Origin of the sequence: Planktothrix paucivesiculata PCC 9631, from assembly GCF_900009265.2 — a bacterium.
Classification (GTDB): Bacteria; Cyanobacteriota; Cyanobacteriia; order Cyanobacteriales; family Microcoleaceae; genus Planktothrix; species Planktothrix paucivesiculata.
The window spans coordinates 118,988-131,493 of sequence record NZ_LR735015.1 but is presented as its reverse complement, the minus strand read 5'-3'; the positions used below and the strand labels follow the sequence as shown (position 1 = coordinate 131,493).

Genomic DNA, 12,506 nt, shown 5'->3' with positions numbered 1-12,506 from the left:
ATTTAAGATAGTTAAGATGATTAATTTTATGAATCCTCAAATTAGATCTAAACAAATTGAACAAATTGTTGTAACCGCAGAACAGATGCGAAATATCGAAGAACGGATCTTTTCTGCGGGCATACCTGTGGCGGCTTTAATGGAAAAAGTTGCCGGGAAAATTACCCAAAGGATAAAAAATTTATTCTTAGAAAAATCAATCACCCCTGAGCATAAAATTGGGATATTAGTAGGGCCAGGACATAATGGTGGTGATGGGTTAGTTGTGGCTAGGGAACTATATTTTATGGGCTATAATATTGTAATTTATAGTCCGTTTTTAAAGCGAAAAGAACTCACCCAAACCCATTATAAATATGTTCAGAGTTTAGGTATTAATTTGAGTTCTAATATCAAAGAATTAGAGCAGTGTGATGTTCTAATTGATGGGTTATTTGGATTTGGGCTAGAACGGGAAATTACTGGAGAAATTGCTGAAGATATTAATATTATAAATCATTGGAATAAATTTGTGATTAGTATTGATTTATCTTCGGGAATTCATACCGATACAGGAGAAATATTAGGAACAGCAATTAGAGCTAATATTACCCTCTGTTTAGGACTATGGAAACCAGCTTTTTTACAAGATACCGGATTAGATTATATTGGTAGAGCAGAACTGATTGATTTTGATATTCCTTTGATGGATATTAATGCTATTATCGGAGAATCTCCTATCTTAAATCGCATCACTCAGAACACTGCAATTAATAGTTTACCCTTGCCCCGTCCGGCTAATCATCATAAATATAAAAACGGTCATTTATTGATTATAGCAGGTTCCAAACAATATACAGGAGCCGCTATTTTAGCTGGATTAGGAGCCAGAGCTAGTGGTGTGGGAATGGTTTCTATTGCTGTTCCTAATTCCATTAAACCCTTGTTAAGTTTGCAATTACCAGAAGCCCTAATTATTGGCTGTCCTGAAACTGAAAATGGAGCAATTCTTGAACTTCCAGAAAATCTGGATTTAAGTCGCTATCAAACGATTGTTTGTGGCCCTGGATTGACCTTAGAAGCTCAAGCTATTATGGAAAGGATATTCACAGCAAATTGTGCAATTATTTTAGATGCTGATGCTTTAAATATTTTAGCTCAGTTGAATCCAGTTTTTACCCTATCTTCTCGTAAATTCCCAACAATTATTACCCCCCATTTAGGAGAATTTAAACGGTTATTTCCTGAATTAATAGCATTAGAAAAAAATCAAATAAAATTAGCCAAACAAGCCGCCGAATTGACCGGTGCTATTATTGTTTTGAAAGGGGCTAGAACCTGTGTTGCTACCGCGAATCAAGTTTGGATTAATCCTGATAGTACCCCGGCTTTGGGTCGAGGGGGAAGTGGGGACGTTTTAACGGGATTATTAGGAGGGCTTTTACCCCCTGTGATTCTCGCGAAAAAACCTATAGAATTAATAGTTAATACTGCGGTTTGGTGGCATTCCCAAGCCGGGATTTTAGCAGCAAGAGAACGCACGGAATTAGGGGTTGATGCCTATACATTAACCCAATATTTAATTCTAGCTTTAACACAGTCCCTAAAAACCATAAATTAAATCAGGAGATAACCATGAAATTACAAGTTTTGGAACATACAATTTTTAAGCTCCATCCAGTTGCAGCCGAAGCAGTTGCTTATAATGAAAAAATCTCGGTTTATTGTGATACAATATTTGAAATAGAAAGTTATTCTGAGGCAGAAGATAACCATTTACGAGTTAATTTTATCTCTCCTAAACCCAAGAATATGACAAGTTGGTTTGTTCTGGCTCATCAAGTTAAACTATTAGAAACTGATGAAGAATTAACCGCCTCTCGTTCCGTTTCTTCGGCTTCTTTTGCAGCATCTAACGCCGAATGGATATGGCCAATGACGGGAACCAGTATGGGTTCAAGGGCTGAATTTGGTTATGCGAGGGGGAGACTTCATGCAGGTGTTGATATTGGGGGATATACTCCCGATGAATGTTATGCGGCGAGTGATGGAGTAGTTGATTATATTAAAAATGATCCCAGTGGTGCAGAAGGTCGGGCAATTTATATTAAACGTTCTAATGGTTGGCAACACGTTTATTTTCATTTACAATCTATTCGGGTTAAAGTGGGTCAAACCGTTACCAAAGGTCAATTTATCGGGGTGCGGGGCGGTTCGGGTTTCGGTTATGAAGGGTTAGAAATTGATGGGGGAGGATATTCTATTCATTTGCACTTTGAAGTTCATAACCCCGATGGTGAAAAGGTTAATCCCCGTTCTATTTTACCCGATGATGGTAGTGTTCCTATTGTGGCTTAAACTAACTTTTGAGCCATAAAATCTAATAAAATCTTTCTATGCAGAGTCCCTATTAATCTGACCATTCCTGCTTTTTCAGAATAACATTCTCCAGTTTGAATATCCTCGGGTGTTAATAATCCCATATCCCAGCCTTCATTTAAGACTAATTGACTCAAATTAACTGTTAAAGGAGCATAAAAAACAATCCGATTGACTAGGGAATCTGCATAGGAATTGAAGTGGAAAAACTCAGGAATATTATAACTAATTTCTTCGAGTAATTCCCGTTTAAAGGCAGTTTCTGGGGTTTCTCCGGGTTCTAAATGTCCCCCAAATAATCCCCAAACCCCAGGATGAACAATATTTGGGTTATTATCTCGTAACTGCAATAAAAACTTTCCATCTCGATAAAGAATTGCTATAGCAACTTCAATCATAATTTGTTACCCATTACCCTGTTACTGAGCGAAGTCGAAGTATTACCCATTACCTGTTCCCTGTTCCCGTTTAATTTCTTTGAGATAAACATCTCCAATATCTTTTCCTTTCATCTCTTTAATTAAAAGGCTTTTATATTCTACTTTACCTTGAATTAATAGTTCTTGTCCGAGGGGTGGTAAAGGCTGAGTGGTAAATACCCAAATTGAACCCGTATCATCTTGAAGTTGATAAGCGCCTGCCCCTAAAAAGGGTGCATGACTTTTGACTTTACCTCTGAGATAAACTTTAGCACCTATTTTCTGTTTTTGTTGTAGCAGTTCAATTTTAGCGGTATTAAAATTAATCCAACTTTCAGATTGAGAAATACTTTGACAACCGACTAATCCGGTCACAAATAGTAATACAATACTAATTTGCCAGGTTTTGGTGAACTTCTGTGAAAATGAAAAGGTCATGGAGTCACTGAATATATTAATTGACAAAAGAGAGAGCGAATTATGGATAATCTATTAGACGGTAAATCTACAGCCAAAAAGATTCAAGCCCAACTACAAGAGCAGGTAGAAATATGGCAAGCTAAAGTTGGACGTCCGCCCGGTTTGGCGGTGATTATGGTGGGGGAGAATCCGGCCAGTGCGGTATATGTGCGTAATAAAGAACAGGCCTGTGCTAAGGTGGGAATTACATCTTTTGGTCAACATTTCCCCGCAGAAACTAGCCAAGAAAAACTTACCAGTATTATCCATGAACTGAACCAAAATGAACAAGTGGATGGAATTTTAGTTCAGTTACCCCTTCCTGCTAATTTGGACTCCGTTGGGTTACTATATGAAATTGATCCAAAGAAAGATGCTGATGGTTTGCACCCGGAAAATTTAGGACGGTTAGCTAGGGGGGAAAAGGGGTTAAGAAGTTGTACGCCCGCCGGAGTGATGCGACTATTTGAGGAATATAATATTGACCTAAAAGGAAAACACGCCGTTGTTTTGGGTCGCAGTATTTTAGTCGGAAAACCGATGGCTTTAATGTTATTAGAAGCTGATTGTACCGTAACTATTGCCCATTCTAAAACCCACGATTTAGCTAAAGTTAGCCGGGATGCGGATATTGTGGTGGCCGCTATCGGACGTCCGCAAATGATTACGGCGGATTTTGTTAAACCTGGCGCTATTGTGATTGATGTCGGAATTAATAAAATTACTGATAATAATGGCAAATCTCGCCTAGTCGGGGATGTGGATTTCGAGAGTGTTCAACCCATCGCCCAATATATTACCCCAGTTCCTGGCGGTATTGGCCCGATGACCGTGGCGATGTTATTGCAAAACACCTTTTGGAGTTATTTGGAAAAAGTGCAGTAATGAGTCAACAGTCACCCGTTATCAGTTGAGAGAAAATCTAAGTCAGGACGGGGTTTTACAGCCATTTCTTTGGTAAAATACTGAAGTTAAAATCTGGCTCCTGCGATGAAGGGAAAAATCAAGTCCCCAGGAGTCCACTTTTGTTAACATTACCCCTATTATCAACAAGCACTCGTCATGGTATTGGTCAGCGAAATTAACTCACCGTTGGAAAACCCTCAGTTTGACTTATCTGCCTATATGAACCAACGACAGACCCTAGTAGAACGGGCTTTAGATGAGTCTCTCCCCCTAATCTACCCTGAAAAAATCTATGAGTCAATGCGCTATTCTCTGCTGGCGGGAGGGAAGCGTTTGCGACCGATTTTGTGTTTGGCGACCTGTGAGTTAGTTGGTGGGACTATAGAAATGGCCATGGCTACCGCTTGCGCCCTGGAAATGATTCACACCATGTCCTTAATTCACGATGACCTCCCGGCCATGGATAATGATGATTATCGTCGGGGAAAACTGACCAATCATAAGGTTTATGGAGAGGATATTGCAATTTTAGCCGGGGATGGTTTATTGAGTTATGCCTTTGAATTTGTGGCCACCCAAACCCCTGATGTTCCCGCAAATCAAGTTTTACAGGTAATTGCCCGTTTAGGTCGGGCGGTGGGGGCCGCTGGCTTAGTAGGGGGCCAGGTGGTGGATTTAGATTCGGAAGGACTTACGGATGTTTCCGAAGAAACCCTAACTTTTATTCATACCCATAAAACTGGGGCATTATTAGAGGCCTGTGTGGTCTGTGGGGCGATTTTAGGAGGGGCGAAGGAAACGGAAATTGCCGGGTTATCTCGCTATGCCCGTAATATTGGTTTGGCGTTTCAGATTGTGGATGATATTCTCGATATTACGGCAACCCAGGAGGAGTTAGGAAAAACCGCAGGTAAGGATTTAACGGCCAAAAAAGTCACCTATCCCAGTTTATGGGGTATAGAGGAATCCCGACGTCAGGCCCAAAACTTAATTGAAGCGGCAAAAGCTGAATTATCTCACTATGGAGACCGGGCTATTCCTCTGTTAGCGATCGCAGATTTTATCACTAATCGCACTCACTAAAGCTATTTATCTATATTATATGCAAGACTTTTCTCAAATCCTCAATAACCAAGTGTTATGGGTTGCCCTGTTAGCCTGTATTCTGGCTCAACTTTCTAAATTAGCGGTGGAGCTAGTCCAACATGGCAAAATTAATCTGCGGGTGTTGGTGACAACCGGAGGAATGCCCAGTTCCCATTCGGCTTTTGTGGGGGCTTTAGCAACGGGAGTGGGCAAAACCATGGGGTGGGGAAGTCCTGATTTTGCCATTGCTGTTGTTTTTGCGTTTATTGTGATGTACGATGCCGCCGGAGTTCGACAAGCGGCCGGAAAACAAGCCCGCATTTTAAATCAAATTATTGATGAAGTCTTTGAAGAACATAAACAATTAAGCGAAGAAAGATTAATTGAATTATTAGGTCATACCCCCTTTCAAGTGATTGTGGGTTTAGGGTTGGGGATTGCGATCGCAGCGATTGCCGAGATAAATTGGCCCCTACATTTCCTGCCAGCGTCTCTATAGAAACGTTGTCATGTAACTTTTATAGGCATTATCACTCTTTATCTTTACTGTTCCGGTGTTCCGGTGTTCCCTGTTCCCTCCTAAAGCTAAGGTTTAACCGTAGGACTAATAACTGTCACACGGTTACTATCAACTAACATTGACCAAAAGCCACGACTACTTAACTTCTTTAAAGTTGCTGTTGCTCGTTCAGAATCCGTCGTATATTCTACTAATAAATAACGTCGCTGACCATAGGAAACTAAACCTAGATTTTCACCAATTAGGGTTCGTAATTGTGCAGCTAATTCCGGCTGATTCAAATAATCCACTAAAACCGCATAACCTGACCCCAAGGCTTGAGGATTAGATGTTGGTTGTTTCTGCGGTAGGGGTGGGGTTTCTCGCACAATCGGGGTCGGGCCAAGACCAGAATTCGGACTCGGACGGGGTATGGCCGTGACCTCCTGTTTCACCACATAAGCAGGTAACTTAACCTTATCCTGTAGATAAGTGGCCCAATCCTCTGCAATTAAAGGATCAGTAAATCCTCCTACCCGGGTGACTAAATTCGTCAAATAGCGACAAACCTCACTCTTGATGTCATTGGGTAACGTGCGCTGCACCAATTTTTGTTCCTCGGAAGTGTTACTGACAATCAATAACAAATATTCTCCAGGCTTTGGTGCGGCACACGTTTCCTGGGCTAAACTGGTTCGGACTGCTAAACCCCAACTGGTGGCCGTGAGCAGACCTGAAACCAAGATGACAGATAACCTTTTGACACCACTTTGACGCATAAACACCGCAGTTGACAACAATTAAGCAACAGCTTTTATTGTACTGATCAGGGTCAACTATTGGATCTCGATTTTCAAACCGCCGTTGCTAAAGACTTTAAAGCATCGGGAATACTGGCCGTTGGGGCTTGAAATTCTCCCGTAAGTACATACTCTAAACGCAATTTCAACCAGACAACCACTTGTTTATTCGTGGAAATAATCGCCACCGCCGGTTGAGGGCATTTGGCTTTAATATCAGCCATTTCTGGCGCTTCTAAAAAAGCAGGTTGCTGCACCAACCAAAAATCGATTTCCTTTTCCTGTTCCCGATAGTTGCGTTGCCGTTCGCGCAACACTTCTTCTAAGGGTTCTTCCTCAAGTAAAAACTTGTGACTGCCTAAAACGTAGTAATAAGTCTGCATGGTTAATCGTTGTAAATTCTATCATGGGACGATTTTTGGGTTAAAGTTGCCCAAGAATCGCTTGTTTCATTTCTCGGACGGCTCGCTCTAAACCGACGAGAACTGCCCGACTTATTATTGTATGACCAATGTTGAGTTCTTCCATCCCTTCTAGGGCGGCAACGGGATAAACATTCCAGTACGTTAACCCATGTCCGGCATTGACCCGCAATCCAGCTTCTAAGGCCCGTTGACAGCCCTGGGCTAAAATCCCTAGTTCCCTAGCCTGGTCTTCCCCTTTGGCTTCTGCATAGCATCCCGTATGCAGTTCGATGAATTTAGCCCCCACTTGAGCCGAGGCGGTAATTTGTTCGGTGTTGGCATTGATAAACAAACTCACTGGAATTCCGGCTTCCTGTAGGCTGGTTACTACATCGGTCATCCGAGGAATTTGGCCAGCGATATCTAACCCCCCTTCGGTGGTAATTTCTTCCCGACGTTCGGGAACTAGGGTTATATAGTCGGGTTTGATGTCTAATGCGATCGCCACCATTTCATCCGTCGCGGCCATTTCTAAATTCAGATGGGTTCTTACCGTTTGGCGCAATAGGCGCACATCCCGGTCTTGAATATGGCGTCGATCTTCGCGCAAATGTACTGTAATGCCATCAGCCCCCGCTAATTCGGCAAGCACAGCCCCCGCTACGGGATCGGGTTCAACGGTGCGACGGGCTTGGCGAATCGTGGCTATATGGTCAATATTGACTCCTAGTGTCGGCAATTGCTGTCCCTCCTTGTATCTATACCGTCCTTCACCTTGACAAATAATTCCACTGCGGTCAAGTCGAGTCCCAGGGAAAAAGTAGTATAATTGAAATTATTTTGTAACTCGTGAGTTGACAAAACTAGACGGTACAGTTTATGCTAATATTGTAACAAAAGTACACTTTCTAATCAATCCGCATGAGGGCGCACTTATGGATATTATTTCTTTAGTCATCATTTTAGGTGTGGTTGTAGCATCGGATGAAATTCTCAACAATCAATTGAAAGTTTCAAAACGCTTGTTAGATTGGTTAGATAGGCAATAGGGAATGGGTAATGGGTAATGGGTAATGGGTAATGGGTAATGGGTAATGGGTAATGGGTAATGGGTAATGGGTAGTGAACTGATTAGTGTTAATTTTGGGTTCCTTTAATTGTATAATTAAATTTAGGAATCAAATTTTAACTCTTGTGTAATTTTGAATATGTCTTATTATGTTTCGCCTCGTTTTCTCGATAAACTAGCTGTTCATATCACCAAAAATTTTTTACAATTGCCAGGTGTTAGAGTTCCTTTGATCTTAGGAATTCACGGACGCAAAGGAGAGGGAAAAACCTTTCAATGCGAATTATTATTTGAGAAAATGGGTTTTGAACCCGTGATGATCTCCGGTGGAGAATTAGAAAGTCCCGATGCAGGAGATCCGGCGCGGTTAATTAGATTACGGTATCGGGAAGCCTCGGAACAAGTGAAGGTTCGGGGGCAAATGTGTGCCTTATTTATTAATGATTTAGATGCGGGTGCGGGACGGTTTGACTCGGGAACTCAATATACCGTTAATACTCAATTAGTCAACGCTACATTAATGAATATAGCGGATAATCCAACTAATGTACAATTACCCGGAAGTTATGATGCAACGCCCTTAAATCGGATTCCAATTATTGTTACAGGAAATGATTTTTCCACCCTATATGCGCCTTTAATTCGAGATGGAAGGATGGAAAAATTTTATTGGGAACCGACTAGGGAAGAACGCATTGGCGTGTTACGCGGAATTTTCCCGACGGGGGAACTATCCCAACAGGATATTACCCAATTAGTTGATACTTTTCCTGAACAATCCCTCGACTTTTTTAGTGCAGTGCGATCGCGGATTTATGACGAACAAATTCGTGATTTTATTCATAAATTGGGAGTAGAAAGTATTTCTAAACGGATTGTTAATAGTGCGGAAAAACCTCCCGAATTTCAGAACCCCAATTTTAAATTATCCCATTTAATTGAAATGGGTCAACTGATGGTAGGAGAACAAAAACGCATTCAAGATATGCGATTAGTAGAAGAATATAATCAGTTTCGGACATTTAATAGTCAATTTGGAGCATCCCCAATCCCTGTAAATTCCGAAAATACAATTAGTTTTCAGAACCCCATTGCACCCAATTCCGAGAGTAATAAATTACCTATTGAAGTCCTAGAACAAATTGATTATATTTTATCTAGTGGCTATCGTATCGGCTTAGAATCTGCCGATAAACGTCGATTTAAAACCGGATCTTGGAATAGCTGCGGGTTAAATGGTAGTGAATCAAAAGCCAATATTATTCAAGGAATTGAAACTTGTTTGACTCAACATCCCCAGGATTATATTCGCCTGTTAGGAATTGATCCCATTGCTAAAAGGCGAGTAATTGAAATGATCATTCAGAAACCATAAGTCTTCAGTTTAAACTTGCCCCCTGATCTAAAAAAAGGGGGGATTTAGAATTAATATAAAGTAGCTTGCCTTGTTTAACCCTCTAGGAACCCATTTTGAGATAAACTATAGCAGTCGCGTCTAACAGTATTTGAGAAAGAATGATCCAGTAAACCTTACGGTGAAGTCTTTCTCTACTGTTGCGTTCTATACCATCACAATCTGAGTTATGCCATGAAAGGGATTACTTTCGTGATTAAAATTGGGTTAATTATAAGTTTAATTTTTAGCTGGACATTTCCTGTTAATGCAGCTAATCCAAAAACGATCAAACAATTGATTGAAACTAAAGATTGTCATTCATTTATCTGGAAACATTGTAACTTAGAAGGAGCAAATTTACAAGAATTAGATTTATCAAATACCAACTTATCGGGAGCAGATTTAAGGCAAGCAAATTTAAAAGGAGCTAACTTAAAATATGCTAACTTATCGGGAGCAGATTTAAGGCAAGCCAACTTAGAAAACGCTATTTTATTAAGAGCAAATCTCAGCAATGCTCAATTATCTTATGCGAATTTGACTCAATCAAACTTGTTAGAAGTGAATTTAACCTTAGCTAATCTCAGCTATGCTAATTTAGAAAAAGCCAAATTATTAGGAGCAAGACTATGGGGAACAAATTTAAGTCAAGCTAATTTAAGCCAGACAAGTTTACGAGGCACAAATTTACAATATGCCAACTTGGAAAACAGTAATTTAAGTTTTGCAGATGTGAATAGTTTATTATTTAGAGATGCAACTCAATTTACTAATCTGAGTAATGCTAATTTACAAGGCGCAAACCTCGAAGGAGTTCACTTAGAAACTGTAATTTTACAAGGTGCTGTCATGCCCGACGGTTCAATTCATGAATAATCATTAAAGACAAAATAGGTTATAATCTTAAAGTAAACAAATTGTTGATTTAATTTCATGCTGGAAACCCTACAAATCAAATTGTATGAACTAGCACAACTGGCAAATTATCTGGTTCAAACCCAACTGACTCACCTAAGTTTTGTTAGTATTGGTGTTATTTTTGTTGCGGGTTTATTGACCAGTTTAACCCCTTGTATGCTATCGATGTTACCGATTACAATTGGTTATATTGGGGGTTATGAAACCGAAAATCGACTCCAAGCCGCGATTCAATCAGTCTGGTTTGCATTGGGACTGGCTACCACCTTAGCCGGGTTGGGAATTTTAGCGTCTTTTGTCGGACAAGTATATGGTAAAATTGGCTTGGGTTTACCAATTATTGTGAGTTTAATTGCAATTTTAATGGGGTTAAATTTATTAGAAGCTCTACCATTACAATTGCCCGCCTTTGATACCATAGGATGGATACCTAAAGGGTTTCCCCATAGCTTGAAATCCTATTTATTAGGGTTAACCTTTGGGTTAGTGGCTTCTCCCTGTAGCACCCCGGTTTTAGCAACCTTATTAGCCTGGGTTTCCACCACAGGAGATATAATTTTAGGCGGAGTTTTATTATTAGCCTATGCGGTGGGTTATGTCACCCCATTAGTATTAGCTGGAACCTTTACCGCCACGATTAAAAAGTTACTAGCACTGCGAAAATGGTCAAGTTGGATTACCCCTAGTAGTGGCGTTTTATTAGTGGGATTTGGTGTATTTTCTTTATTATTTAGATTTTTACCTATTGCTTAATTTAAGGGAATAAAAATGGATACAGAGCTTTCAATATTTCAAAAAATCATGGCTGGAGAAACAACCCTACAAAAAATGATTAGGAAAGAGATTTTGCCCCTTTTGGCAGATTTACGACTAGCCATTTTATTGTTATTAATTATTGCTGTTTTTAGTATTTCTGGAACCATTCTGGAACAGGGACAATCCCTGGAATATTATCAATCTAATTACCCGGAACATCCGGCTTTATTTGGCTTTTTAACCTGGAAAGTTATTGTTTTTATTGGACTTGATCATGTTTATCGAACTTGGTGGTTTTTATCACTTTTAGTATTATTTGGTAGTAGCTTAACTGCTTGTACCTTTACCCGCCAATTACCTACTTTAAAATCCGCCCGTCGCTGGACATATTACGATCAACCGAAACAATTTCAAAACATCGCTTTAAGTGCTGAATTAACTACAGGTTCATTAATAGCTTTAGAACCTTTATTAAAAAAACGCAATTATTTAGTTTTTCAAGAAGGAAATAAACTCTATGCTAGACGGGGACTGATTGGCAGAATAGGGCCGATTATTGTTCATGCTAGTATGTTAATTATTTTAGCCGGATCTATTATCGGTTCTATAACTGGATTTATGGCTCAAGAATTGGTTCCGGGGGGGAATACTTTTCAAGTTAAAAATATATTAGATGCCGGACAATTTTCTCAATCTCAAATTCCCAAAGATTGGTCAGTTAAAGTTAATCGATTTTGGATTGATTATGATGCAGAAGGTAGAATTGATCAATTTTATTCCGATTTATCGGTATTAAATCAACAGGGGGAAGAAGTCGATCGCAAAACCATTCATGTTAACGAACCTTTACGCTATCAAGGTGTTACTTTTTATCAAGCAGATTGGGGGATTGGAGCGTTACGGGTACGGGTGAATAAAAGTCCGGTCTTTCGTTTACCGATGGCACAATTAGAAACTCAAGGAAAGGGTAGAATTTGGGGAACTTGGATTCCAATTAAACCCGATTTTAGTGCCGGGGTTTCTGTCTTAGCTAGGGACTTAAAAGGAAATGTATTAGTTTATAATGGCAAAGGAGAATTAGTTTCGACGGTACGCGAGGGAATGTCTACGGAAGTAGATGGAGTTACGGTATTTATTGATGAAATTATCGGGAGTACGGGATTACAAATAAAAGCTGATCCGGGGATTCCAATTGTTTATTTAGGGTTTGGATTATTAATGATTAGTGTGATGATGAGTTATGTGTCTCATTCTCAAATCTGGGCATTAAACGAAGGCGATCGCCTTTATATTGGAGGGAAAACCAATCGAGCTAAAGTTACTTTTGAGCGGGAAATTGTCGCCATTTTAGATGATTTAGATAACCTGGATCAAAATAATACAATTTCGTTAGGGAATTTATCAGAAAATCCTCAGAGTTAACTGATAGCTTATAT

Annotated in this window: 15 protein-coding genes; 10 read left to right on the top strand and 5 right to left on the bottom strand. The window is 39.9% G+C overall.

What is annotated here, in order from left to right:
* Positions 1 to 28: 28 nt before the first annotated feature.
* Positions 29 to 1,600 carry an NAD(P)H-hydrate dehydratase gene (locus tag PL9631_RS12315; RefSeq protein WP_083620696.1) on the top strand — a complete coding sequence of 524 codons (1,572 nt, stop codon included), beginning with the start codon at positions 29 to 31 and terminating at the stop codon, positions 1,598 to 1,600.
* A 14-nt stretch (positions 1,601 to 1,614) separates the two neighbouring features.
* Complete coding sequence (locus tag PL9631_RS12310; RefSeq protein WP_083620694.1) at positions 1,615 to 2,337, top strand: M23 family metallopeptidase; 723 nt, start codon at positions 1,615 to 1,617, stop codon at positions 2,335 to 2,337.
* On the opposite strand, the gene PL9631_RS12305 is transcribed toward PL9631_RS12310, so the two are convergent.
* Both PL9631_RS12305 and PL9631_RS12300 read right to left on the bottom strand, forming a co-directional pair.
* The gene (locus PL9631_RS12305) at positions 2,334 to 2,756 is read right to left on the bottom strand and encodes an NUDIX hydrolase (protein WP_083620693.1); all 423 of its coding nucleotides are present in this window, start codon (positions 2,754 to 2,756) and stop codon (positions 2,334 to 2,336) included. The genes PL9631_RS12310 and PL9631_RS12305 overlap by 4 nt on opposite strands.
* A gap of 42 nt (positions 2,757 to 2,798) precedes the next feature.
* Positions 2,799 to 3,215 carry a hypothetical protein gene (locus PL9631_RS12300; protein ID WP_083620691.1) on the bottom strand — a complete coding sequence of 139 codons (417 nt, stop codon included), beginning with the start codon at positions 3,213 to 3,215 and terminating at the stop codon, positions 2,799 to 2,801.
* A 42-nt stretch (positions 3,216 to 3,257) separates the two neighbouring features.
* Here PL9631_RS12300 and folD point away from each other — a divergent pair, with 42 nt between their 5' ends.
* From folD to PL9631_RS12285, 3 genes are all read left to right on the top strand, one after another.
* Positions 3,258 to 4,121, top strand: a complete 864-nt coding sequence (folD, locus tag PL9631_RS12295) for a bifunctional methylenetetrahydrofolate dehydrogenase/methenyltetrahydrofolate cyclohydrolase FolD (RefSeq protein ID WP_083620689.1) — start codon at positions 3,258 to 3,260, stop codon at positions 4,119 to 4,121.
* Positions 4,122 to 4,298: 177 nt separating this feature from the next.
* Positions 4,299 to 5,225 (top strand): geranylgeranyl diphosphate synthase CrtE, encoded by a 927-nt coding sequence (gene crtE / locus PL9631_RS12290; protein WP_083620688.1) that lies wholly within the window; start codon positions 4,299 to 4,301, stop codon positions 5,223 to 5,225.
* A gap of 19 nt (positions 5,226 to 5,244) precedes the next feature.
* Complete coding sequence (locus PL9631_RS12285; RefSeq protein ID WP_083620686.1) at positions 5,245 to 5,727, top strand: divergent PAP2 family protein; 483 nt, start codon at positions 5,245 to 5,247, stop codon at positions 5,725 to 5,727.
* 86 nt (positions 5,728 to 5,813) lie between these two features.
* Here PL9631_RS12285 and PL9631_RS12280 read toward each other — a convergent pair whose 3' ends face one another.
* The 3 genes from PL9631_RS12280 to PL9631_RS12270 form a co-directional block, all read right to left on the bottom strand.
* Complete coding sequence (locus PL9631_RS12280) at positions 5,814 to 6,506, bottom strand: hypothetical protein (protein WP_083620684.1); 693 nt, start codon at positions 6,504 to 6,506, stop codon at positions 5,814 to 5,816.
* Positions 6,507 to 6,580: 74 nt separating this feature from the next.
* Positions 6,581 to 6,910, bottom strand: a complete 330-nt coding sequence (locus tag PL9631_RS12275; RefSeq protein ID WP_083620682.1) for an MgPME-cyclase complex family protein — start codon at positions 6,908 to 6,910, stop codon at positions 6,581 to 6,583.
* A gap of 40 nt (positions 6,911 to 6,950) precedes the next feature.
* Entirely contained in the window at positions 6,951 to 7,670 is a 720-nt protein-coding gene (locus PL9631_RS12270) for a pyridoxine 5'-phosphate synthase (protein ID WP_083620681.1), read from the bottom strand.
* Between the two features lie 115 nt (positions 7,671 to 7,785).
* On the opposite strand from PL9631_RS12270, the gene PL9631_RS12265 reads away from it, so the two are divergent.
* The 5 genes from PL9631_RS12265 to PL9631_RS12245 all read left to right on the top strand — a co-directional run bounded on the left by PL9631_RS12265 (position 7,786) and on the right by PL9631_RS12245 (position 12,492).
* Complete coding sequence (locus PL9631_RS12265) at positions 7,786 to 7,980, top strand: hypothetical protein (protein ID WP_156090547.1); 195 nt, start codon at positions 7,786 to 7,788, stop codon at positions 7,978 to 7,980.
* A 159-nt stretch (positions 7,981 to 8,139) separates the two neighbouring features.
* Positions 8,140 to 9,375 (top strand): ribulose bisphosphate carboxylase small subunit, encoded by a 1,236-nt coding sequence (locus PL9631_RS12260; protein WP_083620679.1) that lies wholly within the window; start codon positions 8,140 to 8,142, stop codon positions 9,373 to 9,375.
* Between the two features lie 213 nt (positions 9,376 to 9,588).
* A complete protein-coding gene (locus tag PL9631_RS12255; RefSeq protein ID WP_083620678.1) occupies positions 9,589 to 10,272 on the top strand; it encodes a pentapeptide repeat-containing protein in 684 nt (227 codons plus the stop codon).
* 57 nt (positions 10,273 to 10,329) lie between these two features.
* On the top strand, positions 10,330 to 11,067 hold the full coding sequence (locus PL9631_RS12250) for a cytochrome c biogenesis protein CcdA (RefSeq protein WP_083620677.1): 738 nt from the start codon (positions 10,330 to 10,332) through the stop codon (positions 11,065 to 11,067).
* A gap of 15 nt (positions 11,068 to 11,082) precedes the next feature.
* Complete coding sequence (locus PL9631_RS12245) at positions 11,083 to 12,492, top strand: cytochrome c biogenesis protein (RefSeq protein ID WP_083620675.1); 1,410 nt, start codon at positions 11,083 to 11,085, stop codon at positions 12,490 to 12,492.
* The last annotated feature ends 14 nt before the right edge of the window (positions 12,493 to 12,506 follow it).

Bases quoted from the DNA above. Each gene is read 5' to 3' on its own strand.
- PL9631_RS12315 (WP_083620696.1), top strand. From the start codon at position 29: ATGAATCCTCAAATTAGATCTAAACAAATTGAACAAATTGTTGTAACC.
- PL9631_RS12310 (WP_083620694.1), top strand. From the start codon at position 1,615: ATGAAATTACAAGTTTTGGAACATACAATTTTTAAGCTCCATCCAGTT.
- PL9631_RS12305 (WP_083620693.1), bottom strand. From the start codon at position 2,756: ATGATTGAAGTTGCTATAGCAATTCTTTATCGAGATGGAAAGTTTTTA.
- PL9631_RS12300 (WP_083620691.1), bottom strand. From the start codon at position 3,215: ATGACCTTTTCATTTTCACAGAAGTTCACCAAAACCTGGCAAATTAGT.
- folD (WP_083620689.1), top strand. From the start codon at position 3,258: ATGGATAATCTATTAGACGGTAAATCTACAGCCAAAAAGATTCAAGCC.
- crtE (WP_083620688.1), top strand. From the start codon at position 4,299: ATGGTATTGGTCAGCGAAATTAACTCACCGTTGGAAAACCCTCAGTTT.
- PL9631_RS12285 (WP_083620686.1), top strand. From the start codon at position 5,245: ATGCAAGACTTTTCTCAAATCCTCAATAACCAAGTGTTATGGGTTGCC.
- PL9631_RS12280 (WP_083620684.1), bottom strand. From the start codon at position 6,506: ATGCGTCAAAGTGGTGTCAAAAGGTTATCTGTCATCTTGGTTTCAGGT.
- PL9631_RS12275 (WP_083620682.1), bottom strand. From the start codon at position 6,910: ATGCAGACTTATTACTACGTTTTAGGCAGTCACAAGTTTTTACTTGAG.
- PL9631_RS12260 (WP_083620679.1), top strand. From the start codon at position 8,140: ATGTCTTATTATGTTTCGCCTCGTTTTCTCGATAAACTAGCTGTTCAT.
- PL9631_RS12255 (WP_083620678.1), top strand. From the start codon at position 9,589: ATGAAAGGGATTACTTTCGTGATTAAAATTGGGTTAATTATAAGTTTA.
- PL9631_RS12250 (WP_083620677.1), top strand. From the start codon at position 10,330: ATGCTGGAAACCCTACAAATCAAATTGTATGAACTAGCACAACTGGCA.
- PL9631_RS12245 (WP_083620675.1), top strand. From the start codon at position 11,083: ATGGATACAGAGCTTTCAATATTTCAAAAAATCATGGCTGGAGAAACA.